Source organism: Microcoleus sp. MON1_C1, assembly GCF_036701945.1.
Lineage (GTDB): Bacteria > Cyanobacteriota > Cyanobacteriia > Cyanobacteriales > Microcoleaceae > Microcoleus.
Map to the genome: position 1 here is coordinate 130,380 of NZ_JAUBRO010000004.1, position 16,897 is coordinate 147,276.

Below are 16,897 nucleotides of genomic sequence, written 5' to 3' on the forward strand. Positions count from 1 at the left end.
GAATATACAAAATGAAAATAGGAATATTTTTAGGAAATCTAGGAAACCCCGCCATCTACTATCCCAAACTTGCCACAATTACCGGCGGAGTCGCGGCGAGTATTTTTCTTTGCCAATTATTGCAATGGCAATCACAAAAGTCCAACTCCGGCGAATGGGTAAAAACCAACAGCAGCGAAATTGAAAAAGCCACCGGTTTGAATAACGAAGAACAAGAACTCGCGAGACGCCTGCTCAAAGTGCGATCGCTCCTGAAAGAAAAATTAACAAATCCCAACACGGACACCCTAGAACTCTGGGCGGACATTGACGCTTTCGAGGAAAAACTCAATAACTTTTGGACACCGAATCCGCCAGATATTATAACACCGATAAGTCGCGAAAACAACAATCACCCTGTAGAAATTTTCCGCGAAACATCACCCCCAAATCATGTAGTTAAAACCGACAAATATTTCGGGCAACCCCGCCAGCAAATAGCCGTTGCTGTCACTCCGAATTACCGATTTAGCGGCCCTTGGAATTCCCAAGAACAACTGCACAACTTTCAGCGAGCTTTAGAAGCATATGCTCAAGAGCGCAACTTAGGATTTGGCAATCCTTCTGGATGGGCATTTAAAATTATTGACAGCATGACAAAAGGCTTAACCTCGACTTTTTGGGATGAATTTATCGCCGGAATCCCTTTAGGAGAAAGTCAGAAAGTCAAGCGGGATTGGGAAATCGAGCCGGAAGTGCCTTATCCTGCCTTTGAAGAGGAGCGAATTCAGTATTACGTGCACAAAGGCGAACCGCTGGAAGCAGCAGTCTCTAAAGCCCGTGCTGATTTGAGAAACCCGGTTTTGGGCAAAGATTTGTGGGAGGGATTTCTGCGAAAGTGCGATCGCATTGCTGATGATGCACTCAAAGCCAAAAACCAGGGCGTTGACACACCATATCTGCCCTCTTCCTTCAACGAAAAACCTCAAATCACCAAGGATAGCGTAATGCGGAAATTAGGGGCGATCGCACCTCAATTTGCCTTAAATCAATCCACATCTGAAATAGTTCCTGAACCGCCAAACCTCGAACTAAAAGAGCCACCAACCGCCACCGAAATCCCCAGTATTTCCTCTTTGCAAAAAGCTTACCAAACTCCTCTCGGTCGAAGTCTTGTTGAAAAACAAATCGCTGCCAACCCCGACTGGGGCTACGAAATAGTTGACGGTGAAATCGTAGAATCTATCCCTTTTTAATGAGGCTGATATGAAACGAATTAGCAATATCAATCCGCTGGGAGAAGAGCGACCAAATCCTTCTGAGGAAGAGAGAGAAAAACTGCGGGGGGAAAGGTTGCAGCGAGAAAGAGATGAAGCATATCAAATGTTAATTGAACTCTGCAATTTGGGCGAATATGACATGGCCGAGCAGTTGGCAAATCGACATTTTAATTGGGGTTATGAAATAGTTGATGGGATTGTGATGGAAAGGATAGATTAGGTTTGTTGTCACCAGACGATTGAAATCGCGTCTAGTTTCATGGGCAGGCAAGAGGCCCACTCCCCAAGAAACTTGATATGTTGTGGAACAGGCATCTTGCCTGTTCCTAAGAATATGGGCCGGCTCTCCGGCCTACCCCACAAGAAACTTGATATGTTGTGGAACAGGCATCTTGCTTGTTCCTAAGAATGGTGTAAGTGGACTACCGCAATCTCTATGTTAGAATTTTAACTAAAACTTTAATAACTATTAAAATATGAAGACAACTATTAATGACAAAAACCTAACGTTAGCAGAAGTACACCGTCTGTTCGGCTTTCAAAAACAGTACACTAACTCATTTACTTCTCTGTTATCCCTTGAAGATATCACAGAACACGAACAGCAGGAAATTATACAAATTAGGGATGACTTCGATGACTACATTTCAACGGATCGAGTTTCTAAAGGATTGGTAAAAGCTCTGACTACCTTTCCCTTAATGCGATTGGCTGGCTTCTACCGCCGCCCGATTAAAATTAGTTTAGAACAAGACCTCGCCGAAATTAGCATTGAAGAGGAAGATACTATCATTAAAGGACGGTTTGATATCTTAGCTGTCAACAGGATAAAACCGATCAGAAGCGATACATATTTTTGGGTTTTGGTTATTGAAAGTAAGAATTCTGGAATCAACGCATTGATGGGTTTATCCCAATTGCTAACCTATGCTTATCAAAATTTAAAATATCAAGACACAATCTGGGGTTTAACAACAAACGGAATGCACTATCAGTTCGTCAATATTCAGGGGGGCAATAACCCAACCTATCAACTAATGCCTTTGCTAAACCTGATGGAGTCCGACTCTTCAATTTTGTTGCTGCAAGTGTTAAAAGCTATTTGCAAACTATAAAAAAAGAGGCAGGGAAAATTCCCCGCCTCCAATCTGCAATGACTGTTAACCTAAAATTTAGATTAGCCAGCCAATACTTTTTAGTAGCCTCTGGTGTTAGGCTTGTGGACGATGAAGCTCAGCACTTGGCACTGCTTCACGTTGTCAAAACCCATGACGCGGATGTAGCAACTAGGATTATCTTGACGGCAAGCTTGAACTTCTGTCATGATTTCTTGGACGCTGCGAGCACCAAACAAAGGCAGCTTCCACAGAGTCCAATAGCGCATTTCAGCGGCAGAGGTTTCGTTGAATTCTACGCCGGGAATGTAGCCTTGATCCAGGATGTACTGGAGTTGCTTGGCAATTTGCGCGTCTGTCAGGGGGGGCAAATAGGACAGAGTTTCGTAACGACGCTCTTTAGGTAAAGTCTTCATTTGTTGTATCTCTAAGGTGTGTGTTCGATCGCACTTGTCGATCGATTAACTCGACAAATTATCCAGATTCGGTTCAGAATCTATTGATGTTTCAGGATTACTGCTAGGAACAGACCAATTAAGTTGCGTAGTTCGCTCTAAATGCTGGCGTCTGTGTTCCATATTCGCCTGTTGAATGTTAGTGCGAACCATTTCAGGCAAAAAATCTGTCACATCCTGTGCCAGAGATTCTCGCACAGTCATGATCCGAAATCCCAAATCTTGATTTTCCAACAACAATTCTTGAATGTAAGCTTCTCCATCTTGGATTTTGCCCGTTGAGGAAAAGTTGCTCAACCAGATTGCCACAGGAGGATTGGTCTCGCTCAACTGAGCGACCACAACCCGCACGGATTGATAGGTTAGGTAACTTGCCAGCACCTTAGCGGTGTCTTTCGCAACTTGTTTGAGATCCATTTTTGACCCCAGCTCCCTCAAATTTTAGATTTTGGATTTTAGATTTTGGATGCAAACTTACTGGTAAATCTTCTTCAAAGATAAAGACTCCACAGCAAGTTTGCTACCTAAAACCTAAATTCTCAAACCCAAAATCATCAAACGGTATCCATTGCCTCGAACTCAAACTTGATTTCTTTCCAGAGTTCGCAAGCAACAGCCAGTTCAGGAGACCATTTGCAAGCTTCGCGAATTACGTCGCCGCCTTCGCGCATCAAGTTGCGACCTTCGTTACGAGCTTGGACGCAAGCTTCCAAAGCAACGCGGTTAGCAGTTGCACCAGGTGCATTACCCCAAGGGTGGCCCAAGGTGCCGCCGCCGAACTGCAAGCAGGAGTCGTCGCCGAAGATTTCCACCAAAGCCGGCATGTGCCAGATGTGGATACCACCAGATGCAACCGGCATGACACCGGGCATGGAAGCCCAATCTTGGGTGAAGTAAATACCGCGGCTGCGGTCTTCTTCGATGTGGTCTTCGCGCATCAAGTCTACGAAGCCCATCGTGATGCCTTTTTCGCCTTCGAGTTTGCCCACAACTGTACCGGAGTGCAGGTGGTCGCCGCCGGACATCCGCAAGCACTTGGCAAGCACGCGGAAGTGGATACCGTGGTTTTTCTGACGGTCGATAACTGCGTGCATGGCGCGGTGGATGTGCAGCAAAATACCATTGCGGCGGCACCATTTAGCCAAGGTGGTGTTAGCAGTGAAACCACCTGTCAGGTAGTCGTGCATGATGATGGGGGTTTTGATTTCCTTAGCGAACTCAGCCCGCTCCATCATTTCTTCGCAGGTGGGGGCAGTTACGTTGAGGTAGTGACCCTTGACTTCGCCGGTTTCTGCTTGAGCTTTTTCAATAGCTTCTTGAACGAACAAGAAACGATCGCGCCAGCGCATGAACGGTTGCGAGTTGATGTTTTCGTCGTCTTTGGTGAAGTCCAAACCGCCGCGCAGAACTTCGTAAACGGCACGGCCGTAGTTCTTAGCAGACAGACCCAATTTGGGCTTAATTGTACAGCCCAGCAAAGGACGGCCGTACTTGTTCAATTTGTCCCGCTCAACGGTAATACCGTGAGGAGGGCCTTGGAAGGTTTTCAGGTAAGCAATGGGAATCCGCAAGTCTTCCAACCGCAGAGCGCGCAGAGCTTTGAAACCGAACACGTTACCGACCAAAGAGGTCAGCAAGTTGGTGACGGAACCTTCTTCAAACAAATCCAAAGGATAAGCAATGAAGCAGATGTACTGGTTGTCTTCACCGGGAACTGGCTCGATGTCGTAGCAGCGACCTTTGTAGCGGTCGAGGTCGGTCAGGAGGTCAGTCCACACAGTTGTCCATGTACCTGTGGAAGATTCAGCAGCTACAGCAGCGCCTGCTTCTTCAGGGGGTACTCCCGGCTGCGGTGTTACCCGGAAAGCCGCCAAAACATCTGTATCCTTTGGGGTGTAGTCCGGCGTGTAATACGTTAGTTTATAGTCTTGAACTCCGGCTTTATACCCAGCCTTTGATTGAGTTTGGGTTTGCGCGTAAGCCATATCTCGCTTCCTAGTATTCGCTTAATTTTTTTGCCCGATCGCAGGCTGTTAAAAATATATCAATAAAATGGCGATCTCAAATTTTAATATTCTTTTAATCATCATAAGTATTATTTATTTTGCTTTACATTAGGCAAATATTTGTAACATATCTTATGAAAAGCCCGCCGCGAAGGATGCAGGAGGAAAGGCTGGGGATCGCAGAGCGGCGAGGAATTTCGCTCGCTCGAAAGATATGGTGCAGCGAGCCGAACAGCGGATCAATACGGTTTATGTAAAGAATTTAATACTTAAAAATCAGAATTAGTAACGAGTAATGAGCCACGGCTAAGTAGTTAGAAATACCTAAAGTTGTGGATTGCTGTTGAGATCGATCTCAACAGCAATCCAGTATGCAATCTAAAATCCAAAATCCAAAATCTAAAATCTAAAATCCCGTGACTTCCAGACCGTCAACTCAAAAATCGACAGCATACCACATAATATGGACAGGACTTGTGCAGCAAGAGCAAGCTCGTTTCTCAAACCAAATCCGTCGTTACAGCCATTTAACCTCGCTGAAAACCGGGTTCCTGCGTTAGCTGCGCGTAAGTCTAGTATGGATATTTAGCCCCATTTTTACTCTGGTTGTGCCTCACCCCTCTTCAAAAGCCGTTCACTGCATCAATCCAGATTGCCCAAGGCCCTACCCTCAGACTTGGGGCAACAATTTTTGTCATAGTTGCGGGGCTCCCCTGCGGCTAAAAAATCGCTACGTGCCTGTAGAAAGCCTCGGTTCCGGGGGTTTTGCAGCGATTTTCACAGTTTGGGACACAGAAACTCAAACCGATCGCGTCCTGAAAGTGTTGCTCGAAACTTCCGCGAAAGCCCTGAAGCTGTTCGAGCAAGAAGCTTGGGTTTTGGCACGTTTGCGGCACCCAGGCGTCCCGAGAGTCGAGCCTGACGGTTATTTTCACGTCCAAACGCAAAATTTTGCAGGCGGGGATGAAAATCCTGCGGCGAAGCGGCTGCCTTGTTTGGTAATGGAAAAGATTCACGGCAAAACTTTAGAAGAGGTTCTCGACGAGCACCCTCAGGGTTGTCCGCAGGAATGGGTGTTTAGTTGGCTGAGTCAAGCTGTGGAAATTTTAGAGGAGTTGCACAGGTGTCAGATTATTCACCGCGACATTAAACCCTCAAATTTGATGCTGCGAGACCCGGAATCGCCCCAAGTTTTGCTAAGCAAGGGTTTGGGCGGACTGCAATTGGTGACGATCGACTTTGGGGGAGTTAAACAAATGGGCGGTGTCGAATCGGTGGGGAAAGATTCTCCGAGTTCGACGCGGTTGATTTCGCCCGGGTACAGTCCCCCGGAACAAATTGTGGGTGGTGGCGTGGTGCCGGCGACGGATTTTTATGCCCTCGGGCGAACTTGCATTCACTTGCTGACGGGGAAGTATCCGGCGGAAATTGAAGATCCGATGACGGGGGAGTTGCGGTGGCGCCACATTGTATCTGTGAGTCCGGCTTTGGCGAATTTGTTGGACGATATGGTGCGATCGAATGTGCAGCAGCGTCCGGCGACGGCTGGCGATGTTCGGGCGCGTTTGCAGGAGATTTATGCTAGGAGTAAGGGCAAAATCGCGATCGCCCCTGCGGGTCAAGCTATTTTAGAATTCTGCCGGCAAGTAGTGGTGGCGGGGGCGCAAAAAACTGTCAGCCTGACTGGTGTTGTGTTCGGCGCGATCGCTCAAATCGTGGTAGCTTCTCTGGATACAGGCTGGGAAATGGTGCTGGGTGCCGTTGGTGGAAGTGCGGGGGCGCTCGGCGGTTTGGTTTTGGGTTATGCTTCGCCTCTAGGCCCGGAAATTGCCAGTTTTCTGAATGAAGGTTTGCAGCAATTAATGCCTAACATGACTTTCGCTGTCGGGCCGGAAGTGCTGCTTTTTGGGTTTGCGGGGTTCGGAACTGCGATCGGTTTGACGGATGCGGGGAGTTTTCGCCAGCAAAAACAGTATTGGCTGTCTGGATTGATGGGAGCTCAGGGTTATTTGTTGGCGGGTTTGTGCTGGATGGAAGCAACAGCTTCTAGTGGTGTGCAGGGGGTGATTTTGGGAGCTTTTGCGATCGCCTCTTTGACTGTGGGAATGGGTTTGCGGAGCCATCAATTAGTTCACGCTTTGGTAGTGGCTGTTTTCTCTACGGGAATATTTCTGTTGCTGAATGCTTGGAACATTTTTCCGGGGAGTTTCTTTGGGATTTTGTCACTGTCTAACGTTACCTTCGGCTGGCTGCAAGTTTGGGGTTCAATTGTGTTCTTTGGTTTGTTGGGAAGTGCGATCGGGCTTTGTTTGGGAGTTAGTCATTATTTAGTTGTGCCTTTGTTGCGGTGGTTGGGCTGGAAGTAGGAATTAATTAAACATTAAACATTTCACCTCAGATTCATATCCCCCTAAATCTCCCTTAAAAATATTCACTTTGGGTAATCTTATCCCCCCCTTGTTAAGGGGATCGAGGCGCGCTATCCGGCTTTGAAAACTATTGTGGGGCGGGCCGAGGAGGTCGCCAAAAAATCTACAATTTAGATGCTAGACAGCTTATAATCATGAAGAACATTAAATAATAGCCTCAGAGTGCCATGTCTAAAATATTACTAGAATCCTTTCGGACAGCCTATGCAAATATGGAGTTATCGCCGCTGATAACTCCGAAAGAAGTCGAGAACTTCCGAGTAGAATACGGGACAGAAGTGCTTGAAGAATTAGAGCAATTAGTCGAAGATGACCCTTCCGGTAGCGGTAAAATTATTTTTACGGGACATCGCGGCTGCGGTAAATCTACACTGTTGGCTGAGTTTTGTCGCCAGATGAACGATCGCTATTTTACAGTCTTTTTCTCGATTTCCGACTTGATCGAAATGTCGGATGTTAATCATATTAATATTTTATTTGCGATCGCAGTTCAGTTGATGGATGCAGCCGAAAGACAGCAAATTCCCATCAAACAATCAATTAAAGAATCATTTTATAACTGGTTTGCCACTAAAACTAAAACAAAAATTGACGAATTGGGCGCCAGCGGATCGGTGGGTTTTAACTTGTTTAAGATGATTCAAGGCAAGTTAAAAGCTGATGCGACGATTCGCGAGGAAATCAAACAAGAGTTTATTCGCAAAGTTTCTGATTTGGTTGCGACAATTAACCAGATTGCTGCCGTAGTTCGAGAAGGCGCGAAAAAAGACATAATCGTGGTGATTGATGACCTGGATAAGTTGGATTTAGGTGTAGTTCGCCAAGTTTATCAAGAACACATTAAAGCGCTTTTCTTGCCAAATTTTAGGATAATTTTAACAACTCCTATTTCTGCGCTGCGAGATGTCTCTTTGGCCGCTACCGTGGAAACGGAAACTAACAATCAAGTCGTGTTTATGCCAGTAACTAAGCTGTTTAAACGCGGGGAAAGCCGGAATGCTGATGCTGTTGCAATGGCGGAACCGGCGGCGAGATTGAAAGAGATTTTAGCTAAACGCTTGGGAAGCGAATTGATCGAACCGGAAACACTCGATCGCCTTGTCGCCTACAGCGGTGGAGTATTGCGAGAATTGATTAGAATTGCTAACGAATGCTGCCGCATTTGTTTGCGGTTGGTGCGACGGAATCCAGAAGCGGCGATTAAAATTAATGCTGAGGTGTTTGAGGAAGCGATTAATAAATTGCGGATCGATTTTGATACCCGTTTAGGAACAACTGATTATGAGATGTTGATAGCAACTTACAGAGATTTTAAACCTGCCGATCCGAAAGCACAAGGCTTTTTGGACTTGCTGCATGGGTTATATGTTTTGGAATATCGCAATGCTGTTTTGTGGTACGACATTCACCCGATCGTGCTAGAATTGTTAAAGCAGCGAGATGATTTTCCGCTTGAATAATTTCTTTTATACTCAACAATTAAACTCGGCGGTTGAAACCGCTAGCAACGCGATCGCACAAACTTTCGTCCCAGCAAAGGGAGACTAAGGTAATGTCTGAGTCCAAAGTCGATCCCCCCTAGCCCCCCTTCTTAAGGGGGGGACAAGAGTATTCTCAAAGTCCCCCTTATTAAGGGGGGGACAAGAGTATTCTCAAAGTCCCCCTTAATCAGGGGGGGACAAGAGAGTTCTCAAAGTCCCCCTTATTAAGGGGGATTTAGGGGGATCGAGACTTCGATATCAATGACAATTAATTATGTCGAATCTCAACAGTCAAAACCAAGATAATTATGAAGATTTACTCGTGTCAATTGAAGCGGGTAAAGATATTCTCAACTTGCTAATCGCAGTTTGCGATGATAGCGACTGTCGCGATCGCCTGATTTCGGATTATGAAGCAGAACTCGAACCGGATATCCGCCGCTATCGCGTAGAATTGGCGAGGGGTGAACCGAGTTTGCGATCGGCGATCGCCAATTTAGTCGAACAAGAAGCATATTTGCAGCAGCGGGGAAAAGCCGTTATCACCGTGACGGGCGTGGAAAAACTGCGGTTTTTTAAACAATTTGGCGAAAGTCGATCGGAACAAGAAGTGTTTTTTGGCTATTTGCAATGGACGCGGGAAGCCTTGCGGGAGTTTCCGTTTTCGATTGTCTTGTGGGTGACGCGACAAATTGAAATTCTGATTAGCAATGAATCTCCTGATTTTTGGAGTTGGCGGAAAGGTGTGTTTCGCTTTGATACGAAAAAAACTGCGGCTGTTCCCAAAACTGAATTTGAACCGTTTCGATCCCTAGTTGAAGAGGACGGTCGCGAACCGCCGAGTTTGATTCCCCTGGAAGATTTGCAGGATTTAATCGCGCGAACCGAACAGAAAAAAGGACTCGAAGACCCCAGTTTGGCAAGTCTTTATGCCAGTATGGGGAAGATTTATTACAGAAGGATAGAGTCGGGAGAGTGCGAAAAGTTTCAGGATGAGTATGAATTGGCGATCGATTATTTTCAAAAGGCGATCGCCCTTCAACAAGAGTTAGATATGGAACTCGAATTATCAAGTAGTTTAAGTTACCTTGCTTTACTTTATAAATCCCAAGGCAGGTACTCGGAAGCGGAACCGCTGTATTTGCAAGCGGTGGAAATAAACAGGCGATCGCTTCCTCAAGACCATCCCAGTTTAGCCCTTCACCTCAACAATTTAGCCGTACTTTATGAATCCCAAGGAAGGTACTCGGAAGCAGAACCGCTGTATTTGCAAGCTGTGGAAATAGACAGGCGATCGCTTCCTGAAGACCATCCCAGTTTAGCTACTCACCTCAACAATTTAGCCCAACTTTATAAATCCCAAGGAAGGTACTCGGAAGCGGAACCGCTGTATTTGCAAGCTGTGGAAATAGGTAGGCGATCGCTTCCTGAAGACCATCCCAGTTTAGCTATTGACCTCAACAATTTAGCCATACTTTATCAATCCCAAGGAAGGTACTCGGAAGCGGAACCGCTGTTGTTGCAAGCTGTGGAAATAGACAGGCGATCGCTTCCTGAAGACCATCCCCGTTTAGCTAATCACCTCCACAGTTTAGCCGGACTTTATCAATCCCAAGGAAGGTACTCGGAAGCGGAACCGCTGTATTTGCAAGCGGTGGAAATAGACAGGCGATCGCTTCCTGAAGACCATCCCCGTTTAGCTACTCACCTCAACAATTTAGCCGGACTTTATGAATCCCAAGTAAGGTACTCGGAAGCGGAACCGCTGTATTTGCAAGCTGTGGAAATAGACAGGCGATCGCTTCCTGAAGACCATCCCAGTTTAGCTACTCACCTCAACAATTTAGCCCTACTTTATCAATCCCAAGGAAGGTACTCGGAAGCGGAACCGCTGTATTTGCAAGCTGTGGAAATTCTTCGCAGCAAATTGCCAGAAAACCACCCCAACACTCAGGTTGTTTGGGAAAATTATGTTGGGCTGTGGCGTGAAGGAATAAGTAAAGGACATTTGACATTTGAACAATTGGAAAAACATCCTTTCGGGGAACAGTTATTAGCCGAACTTCAGGAATAAATAAAAATATCTATCTCAGTTACAAATTTTGTTAAAGTGTACAATATGCCGCCTAAATTGTAGATTATTTAGTTGATCACTCGCAGCTTATACATAGTGCTGAGGCGCATCATTGCAGGCGCGCATTGAGTTTTTGCTGGTGCGTGAAGCGCTGAATCAAGTTGGTCGATTTGTGACAATTCTTAATCGCAGCGCCTCACACACCCTACAATATGGAGTGTATATAATTTGTTATATTTGATATTATAAGTAATAGCAGGAGATAATATTATATTTTTGCACTAAAATGTCAGTCACTACTCATCAATTAATTCAGTGGAAACAACAAGGGCGGTCAATTGTTGCCCTGACAGCTTATGATTATGCGATCGCCCAACTCATCGATCGAGCAGGCGTAGATATCATCCTAGTCGGCGATTCCCTCGCCATGACAGTCTTAGGCTACGACACAACCCTACCCATAACCCTCGATGAAATGCTGCACCACGCTAAAGCAGTGCGCCGTGGAGTTAAACAAGCATTAATTGTTGTCGATTTGCCGTTTTTGACTTACCAAGAAAGTCCCCAGCAAGCCATGCACTCGGCCGGGAGAGCTTTGAAAGAAACTGGGGCTCAAGCTGTAAAATTAGAAGGTGGATATCCAGCAATGGCCGCCACAGTTTCGCAGCTAACATCCGCCGGAATTCCGGTGATGGGGCACGTGGGTTTAACTCCGCAGTCGGTACACCAACTCGGCTACAAAAAACAAGGAAAAACGGCCGAAGCAGCCGATCGCATCATAGCAGAGTCGATCGCCCTTCAAGAAGCAGGTGCCTTTGCGATCGTCTTAGAACACATTCCCGCCGACTTAGCCGCTCAAATTACCCAAAAATTAACTATTCCCACCATTGGTATCGGCGCCGGACCGCACTGCGACGGTCAAGTTTTAGTTACTTCCGATTTGTTGGGACTTTCTGAAAAACAGCCGCCTTTTGCTAAAGCTTACGCCAATTTGCGAGAAACAATTACCCAAGCTGTGAAAGATTATTCCCTTGAAGTTAGAGAAGGCAAATTTCCCGAATAGGTTCGTAGTGAGGGCTTGAGCCCTTAAAAAGGAGGACTAAAATCCTCACTACAAACCTAATTTACACTTTCGGCTGGCCCTCTTCCTCTTTATCCTTCTCAACAGCTTCATCCTCAGATTGACTAACCCCTTCCTTAAAACTCCGCAGCGTTTTGCCCAAAGCATTTCCCAACTCAGGAATCTTCTTGGGGCCGAAAATTAGTATAGCCACCACCGCAATAATGCCCATTTCGGGCAATCCCAGACCAAACATACAAAATCTCCTGTAAAACTTGCTCGATCGTAAGTCAATCTACTGATATTGTTAAAGTATCTACCTTTTTTCCTGCATCTTGCAACAGTAGAATCAAGTTTTATTAAGCTATCCCCCGATAAATAAGAATGTTAGAAATATCCCAGCCTTCTCTGCGCGACCAACAGCACCATCTCATCCGCGATTTAGCAGACCGGATGGAAGCAGTATGGCACCGCTATCTCGACCTCGAACCCTACCACCTGCCCGCTGAGTTGGGATACGTAGAAGGCCGCTTGGAAGGAGAAAAACTGATCATTGAAAACCGCTGCTATCAAACGCCCCAGTTCCGCAAAATACACCTCGAACTCGCTAAAGTCGGGCCGGTACTTGACATTCTGCACTGCGTGATGTTTCCGAGGCCGAATTACGCTTTGCCCATGTTCGGTACCGATATAGTAGCAGGCAAAGGCCAAGTTAGCGCCGCGATCGCAGACCTTTCTCCCCTCAATCCCGATCGAACTTTGTCGGAAACCTACCGAACCCAACTGGAAATATTGCCCATCAAGCAATTTTCTTGTCCCCGCCAAATTCCCGAATGGGGGGATATTTTCTCAGAATTTTGTCTGTTTGTGCGGCCAGAGTCGATCGAAGAAGAAAGCAGATTTCTGGACATAGTTGAATCCTACGTTGAAATTCACTGCAAACAGGCAGTCGCTTCCCAACCAGTCTCTGCCGCCGAAGCATCGAAAATTCTCGACGCTCAAATTTACTACTGCACCCAGCAGCAGCAAAACGACAAAACCCGTCGCATACTCGAAAAAGCTTTCGGTAAAGATTGGGCCGAACATTACATGACCGAGGTGCTTTTTGATATTCCTAAATAGCTGAAATTGGTTTACAATACTTCACAGTGGGTGAAAAAAACTTAACCAGGAAATCACCTACTTTATAAATCATGGGAAAGGAATCACGTGTCAAGGAGAAATCATTTTTAAAACCCCCAGGGCGAGGAGTCATCGGTTTAGCGATCGCCGCCACGGTGGTTACCACAGGAGTCGGTTTTTGGCAAGTATCTCAAATTAGAAAAGCCGAAGAGTTAAAGGCAGCGGCGGCTGCAGCGGCGGCTGCAACTTCCGTCGCCACCCGCAACAGCGTCACAGCTTTGGGTAGGTTGACTCCGCAGGGTGAAGTTATCAAATTGTCGGCCCCTTCTGCGTCGGAGGGAGCAAGAATTGAACAGTTGCAGGTGGAAGAGGGCGATCGAGTCAGTCAAGGACAAATCATAGCAGTTCTCGATACGCGCGATCGGCTCCAAGCAATCCTGCAACAAGCCGACAAAGAAGTCAAAGTCAAACAAGCAGAATTAGCGAAAATTCAAGCAGGCGCAAAAACAGGCGTTGTCGGCGCTCAAAAAGCAGAAGTTGCCAAGTTTGAAGCACAAGTGCAAAGAGAAACCGAAGGCGAAGCAGCCAATATCGCCCGCTTAGAAGCTCAACTGCGAAGAGAAACCGAAGCCGAACAAGCTAACGTCGCCAAATTCGAGGCACAACTCCAAAGAGAAACCGAAGCCGAACAAGCTAATCTTGCCAAATTGGAGGCACAACTCGAAAGAGAAACAGAGGTGCAGCAATCCAAATTGGCTAGGCTAGAAGCTCAATTGCGCGGCGAAATTGCCTCTCAAAACGCTACAGTCGATCGGCTAAAAGCCGAATTAACCAACGCCGAAGCCGAGGAACAACGCAATAAAGAACTCTCCCAAACAGGCGCAATTTCTGCTTCCGCCTACGACACCAAACGCTTAGCAGCAGAGACGGCTCGCCAGAGAGTCAAAGAAGCGCAAGCTATATTAGAAAAAACAGTGCAAACACTGCAAGAGCAAATAGTCGAAACGAAAGCAACAATCAAACAAACAGTAGAAACAGGCAAGCAGGAAATCAATCAATCCCGAGCCAATCTCCGACGCAAGTTAGAAACAGGCAGGCAGGAAATTAACCAAGCCCGAGCAACCTTAAATCAAAAGATAGAAACTGGTAGAGAACAAATCAATCAAGCCGAAGCAATACTCAAACAAAAAGCAGAAACTGGCCAAGAACAAATCAATCAAGCCAAAGCAAATCTAGACCAAATTGCCGAAGTACGTCCCGAAGACGTGCAAGCCGCCCAAGCCGCCGTCGAAAGTGCGATCGCCACCAAACAAAAAGCTCAAGTAGACTTAAACCTAAGTTACGTCAAAGCACCCGTATCCGGCTACATCCTCAAAGTTCACAGCCGACAAGGAGAAAGTGTCAACACTCAAGATGGCATCGTAGAACTAGGCGGCACCGACCAAATGTACGCCGTAGCAGAAGTTTACGAAACCGACATCGCCAAAGTGCGAAACGGTCAGCGCGCAACAGTCACCAGCCCGGTTTTTACAGGCACTGTGGAAGGAACAGTCGCTCGCATCGGCAAACAAATCAGCAAAAAAGATGTCCTTAATACAGACCCCGCCGCCGACACCGACGCGAGAGTTATCGAAGTTAGAATTCGCCTCGATCCGGAATCGAGCAAGAAAGTTGCAACCCTAACAAACTTGCAGGTTGAAGTCAAAATAAATATCTAAATTTTACGTTGAGACAACTTACGGATGGGGACTCAAGCAACCGGGTATTTTACCGATATTAAGAGTTTGAAGAAAATATAAAGGAAAAAAGAACAGGTTTCTCAACACCCGTGCTTAAGTCCTAAAATTATTCACTCCCAAATTCTAAATCTAAAATCTAAAATCTAAAATCTAAAATCTAAAATAGACTCTTATGGCAAAAATACCACTAGCTTGGGCACAATTAACCCGCGAAAGAATGCGCTTAGTAATCGCCCTAGCCGGCATTGGATTTGCTGACTTGCTAATGTTTATGCAGTTTGGATTTAGAGACGCGCTATTTGAAAGCTCCATCACCTTTCACTCGAAGTTAAAAGGAGATATTTTTATCAGCAGCACCCAGTCTACGGCTTTAATAGCCATGAAAAGTTTTCCCCAGCGTCGCTTGTATCAAGCTTTGAGTTTTGACGGCGTTACAGCAATCAGCCCGGTATATTTAGGCTTTGGATTGTGGAAAAACCCCGACCCCAACCAGCGAAATACTCGCCAATTGATGGTAATCGGTTTTGACCCCGCTCATCCCATCTTTGATCTGCCTGAAATCCAAAATAATTTGGACAAAATCAAAATTTCGGATGTGGTTTTATTTGACCAAGCTTCCCGGCCGGAGTTTGGGCCGGTAGCAGAATATTTCAAACAGGGAAAAGTTGTTGAAACAGAAGTTGACAATCGGCGCGTTAGGGTAAATGGTTTATTTACTATAGGGGCATCTTTCGGTGCAGACGGAAATCTTGTCACCAGCGATTTGAACTTTATGCGGATTTTTTCGACGCGGAGAACAAGAGGTTTAATCGATATAGGTATTGTTCACTTGCAGCCGGGAACAGATGTTAAGGCTGTTGTTGATAAAATGAGGGCAACTTTGCCGAACGATGTGAGAATTTCTACTAAAGAAGAGTTTGTAGATTTTGAAAAAAAATATTGGCAGGAAAGTACCTCCATTGGATTTGTTTTCACACTCGGCGCGGCAATGGGATTTATCGTTGGGATAGTGATTGTTTATCAAATTCTTTATACTGATGTTACCGATCATTTACCAGAATACGCTACGCTCAAGGCGATGGGATATAAGGATATTTACTTTTTGGGTGTGGTGTTTCAAGAGGCTTTGATTTTGGCAATTCTTGGCTATTTGCCAGGGTTTGGAGTTTCTTTGGTGCTGTACAATTTAGGGAGAAGTGCTACGAGTTTGCCGATGTATATGACTTTGGCGAAAGCTATGACTGTTTTTATTATGACAGTTGTCATGTGTGCTGTGTCGGGGGCGATCGCAGTTAGGAAGTTGCAGGCGGCTGACCCGGCGGATATTTTTTAAGGAAGGAAGAAGGAAGAAGGAAGAAGGAAGAAAGGAAGAAGGAAATACCAATTACCAATTACCAATTAACAGCTACAAATTACCAATGAATACTTTACCAGTTGTCTCGATTAAAAATCTCAATCATTCCTTCGGCGAAGGACAACTTCGCAAACAGACATTATTTGACATCAACCTCGAAATTTATCCGGGCGAAATCGTGCTGATGACAGGGCCTTCGGGGTCTGGTAAAACAACATTGTTAACCTTGATTGGAGCTTTGCGATCGATCCAAGAAGGTAGTCTGAAAATTCTTGGTCAAGAATTGCGGGGAACGCCGAAAAATAAATTAGTTAAAATCCGCCGCGACATCGGCTATATTTTCCAAGCTCACAATTTGCTCAAATGCTTGACAGCTAGGCAAAATGTGCAAATGTCTTTAGAACTGCACAGTCATCTTTCTCCCCAAGAAACTAATGATAAAATAGAGGAAATGCTGCAAGCTGTAGGCTTGGGAGAAAGAATAGATTATTACCCGGACAGTCTTTCTGGTGGCCAGAAACAAAGAGTTGCGATCGCCCGGGCATTAGTCAGCCAGCCGAAATTAGTATTAGCAGACGAACCCACAGCAGCACTAGACAGTAAATCAGGTCGAGATGTGGTAGAAATTATGCGAGGTTTGGCAAAAGAACAGCACTGCACTATTTTGCTTGTCACCCATGACAACCGCATTTTAGACATAGCCGATCGCATTATTCACATGGAAGACGGCTACCTCGCACAAGACACATCAACAAAGGTGGCAACCGGCATTCTTTCGGGAAAATAATATTAACCCACCTACA

At 45.8% G+C, this 16,897-nt stretch carries 15 protein-coding genes; 11 read left to right on the plus strand and 4 right to left on the minus strand.

Annotated features, from left to right (window positions below; all coding sequences use genetic code 11):
• The first annotated feature begins 11 nt into the window (after window positions 1-11).
• The 3 genes from QUA62_RS03710 (at window position 12) to QUA62_RS03720 (ending at window position 2,374) form a co-directional block, all read left to right on the plus strand.
• A complete protein-coding gene (locus tag QUA62_RS03710; protein WP_333402431.1) occupies window positions 12-1,235 on the plus strand; it encodes a hypothetical protein in 1,224 nt (407 codons plus the stop codon).
• A gap of 10 nt (window positions 1,236-1,245) precedes the next feature.
• Entirely contained in the window at window positions 1,246-1,479 is a 234-nt protein-coding gene (locus tag QUA62_RS03715; RefSeq protein WP_333402433.1) for a hypothetical protein, read from the plus strand.
• 256 nt (window positions 1,480-1,735) lie between these two features.
• Window positions 1,736-2,374 (plus strand): restriction endonuclease subunit R, encoded by a 639-nt coding sequence (locus tag QUA62_RS03720; protein ID WP_333402435.1) that lies wholly within the window; start codon window positions 1,736-1,738, stop codon window positions 2,372-2,374.
• 80 nt (window positions 2,375-2,454) lie between these two features.
• Here the strand turns inward: QUA62_RS03720 and QUA62_RS03725 are convergent, their stop codons facing one another.
• The 3 genes from QUA62_RS03725 to QUA62_RS03735 all read right to left on the minus strand — a co-directional run bounded on the left by QUA62_RS03725 (window position 2,455) and on the right by QUA62_RS03735 (window position 4,814).
• Window positions 2,455-2,790, minus strand: a complete 336-nt coding sequence (locus QUA62_RS03725; RefSeq protein ID WP_006632945.1) for a ribulose bisphosphate carboxylase small subunit — start codon at window positions 2,788-2,790, stop codon at window positions 2,455-2,457.
• Window positions 2,791-2,835: 45 nt separating this feature from the next.
• Window positions 2,836-3,246: a RuBisCO chaperone RbcX gene (gene rcbX, locus QUA62_RS03730; protein WP_006632944.1), complete on the minus strand. Its 411-nt coding sequence runs from the start codon at window positions 3,244-3,246 to the stop codon at window positions 2,836-2,838.
• A 137-nt stretch (window positions 3,247-3,383) separates the two neighbouring features.
• Window positions 3,384-4,814 carry a form I ribulose bisphosphate carboxylase large subunit gene (locus tag QUA62_RS03735; RefSeq protein ID WP_006632943.1) on the minus strand — a complete coding sequence of 477 codons (1,431 nt, stop codon included), beginning with the start codon at window positions 4,812-4,814 and terminating at the stop codon, window positions 3,384-3,386.
• Between the two features lie 629 nt (window positions 4,815-5,443).
• On the opposite strand from QUA62_RS03735, the gene QUA62_RS03740 reads away from it, so the two are divergent.
• From QUA62_RS03740 to panB, 4 genes are all read left to right on the plus strand, one after another.
• Entirely contained in the window at window positions 5,444-7,201 is a 1,758-nt protein-coding gene (locus tag QUA62_RS03740; protein WP_333402437.1) for a serine/threonine-protein kinase, read from the plus strand.
• Window positions 7,202-7,431: 230 nt separating this feature from the next.
• A complete protein-coding gene (locus tag QUA62_RS03745) occupies window positions 7,432-8,724 on the plus strand; it encodes an AAA family ATPase (RefSeq protein WP_333402439.1) in 1,293 nt (430 codons plus the stop codon).
• A 295-nt stretch (window positions 8,725-9,019) separates the two neighbouring features.
• Window positions 9,020-10,819, plus strand: a complete 1,800-nt coding sequence (locus QUA62_RS03750) for a tetratricopeptide repeat-containing protein (RefSeq protein ID WP_333402441.1) — start codon at window positions 9,020-9,022, stop codon at window positions 10,817-10,819.
• A gap of 286 nt (window positions 10,820-11,105) precedes the next feature.
• The gene (panB, locus tag QUA62_RS03755) at window positions 11,106-11,882 is read left to right on the plus strand and encodes a 3-methyl-2-oxobutanoate hydroxymethyltransferase (RefSeq protein ID WP_333402443.1); all 777 of its coding nucleotides are present in this window, start codon (window positions 11,106-11,108) and stop codon (window positions 11,880-11,882) included.
• Window positions 11,883-11,943: 61 nt separating this feature from the next.
• Here the strand turns inward: panB and tatA are convergent, their stop codons facing one another.
• A complete protein-coding gene (gene tatA / locus QUA62_RS03760) occupies window positions 11,944-12,135 on the minus strand; it encodes a twin-arginine translocase TatA/TatE family subunit (RefSeq protein ID WP_333402445.1) in 192 nt (63 codons plus the stop codon).
• Between the two features lie 128 nt (window positions 12,136-12,263).
• Here tatA and QUA62_RS03765 point away from each other — a divergent pair, with 128 nt between their 5' ends.
• From QUA62_RS03765 to QUA62_RS03780, 4 genes are all read left to right on the plus strand, one after another.
• Window positions 12,264-13,001 carry a phycocyanobilin:ferredoxin oxidoreductase gene (locus QUA62_RS03765; protein WP_333402447.1) on the plus strand — a complete coding sequence of 246 codons (738 nt, stop codon included), beginning with the start codon at window positions 12,264-12,266 and terminating at the stop codon, window positions 12,999-13,001.
• Window positions 13,002-13,072: 71 nt separating this feature from the next.
• Window positions 13,073-14,719: an HlyD family efflux transporter periplasmic adaptor subunit gene (locus tag QUA62_RS03770; RefSeq protein ID WP_333402449.1), complete on the plus strand. Its 1,647-nt coding sequence runs from the start codon at window positions 13,073-13,075 to the stop codon at window positions 14,717-14,719.
• Window positions 14,720-14,912: 193 nt separating this feature from the next.
• Window positions 14,913-16,073: an ABC transporter permease DevC gene (devC, locus tag QUA62_RS03775; protein WP_333402451.1), complete on the plus strand. Its 1,161-nt coding sequence runs from the start codon at window positions 14,913-14,915 to the stop codon at window positions 16,071-16,073.
• Between the two features lie 85 nt (window positions 16,074-16,158).
• Window positions 16,159-16,881 carry a DevA family ABC transporter ATP-binding protein gene (locus QUA62_RS03780; RefSeq protein ID WP_333402453.1) on the plus strand — a complete coding sequence of 241 codons (723 nt, stop codon included), beginning with the start codon at window positions 16,159-16,161 and terminating at the stop codon, window positions 16,879-16,881.
• The last annotated feature ends 16 nt before the right edge of the window (window positions 16,882-16,897 follow it).

Coding starts and splice junctions, on each gene's coding strand:
- QUA62_RS03710 (WP_333402431.1), top strand. CDS start 12: ATGAAAATAGGAATATTTTTAGGAAATCTAGGAAACCCCGCCATCTAC.
- QUA62_RS03715 (WP_333402433.1), top strand. CDS start 1,246: ATGAAACGAATTAGCAATATCAATCCGCTGGGAGAAGAGCGACCAAAT.
- QUA62_RS03720 (WP_333402435.1), top strand. CDS start 1,736: ATGAAGACAACTATTAATGACAAAAACCTAACGTTAGCAGAAGTACAC.
- QUA62_RS03725 (WP_006632945.1), bottom strand. CDS start 2,790: ATGAAGACTTTACCTAAAGAGCGTCGTTACGAAACTCTGTCCTATTTG.
- rcbX (WP_006632944.1), bottom strand. CDS start 3,246: ATGGATCTCAAACAAGTTGCGAAAGACACCGCTAAGGTGCTGGCAAGT.
- QUA62_RS03735 (WP_006632943.1), bottom strand. CDS start 4,814: ATGGCTTACGCGCAAACCCAAACTCAATCAAAGGCTGGGTATAAAGCC.
- QUA62_RS03745 (WP_333402439.1), top strand. CDS start 7,432: ATGTCTAAAATATTACTAGAATCCTTTCGGACAGCCTATGCAAATATG.
- QUA62_RS03750 (WP_333402441.1), top strand. CDS start 9,020: ATGTCGAATCTCAACAGTCAAAACCAAGATAATTATGAAGATTTACTC.
- panB (WP_333402443.1), top strand. CDS start 11,106: ATGTCAGTCACTACTCATCAATTAATTCAGTGGAAACAACAAGGGCGG.
- tatA (WP_333402445.1), bottom strand. CDS start 12,135: ATGTTTGGTCTGGGATTGCCCGAAATGGGCATTATTGCGGTGGTGGCT.
- QUA62_RS03765 (WP_333402447.1), top strand. CDS start 12,264: ATGTTAGAAATATCCCAGCCTTCTCTGCGCGACCAACAGCACCATCTC.
- QUA62_RS03770 (WP_333402449.1), top strand. CDS start 13,073: ATGGGAAAGGAATCACGTGTCAAGGAGAAATCATTTTTAAAACCCCCA.
- devC (WP_333402451.1), top strand. CDS start 14,913: ATGGCAAAAATACCACTAGCTTGGGCACAATTAACCCGCGAAAGAATG.
- QUA62_RS03780 (WP_333402453.1), top strand. CDS start 16,159: ATGAATACTTTACCAGTTGTCTCGATTAAAAATCTCAATCATTCCTTC.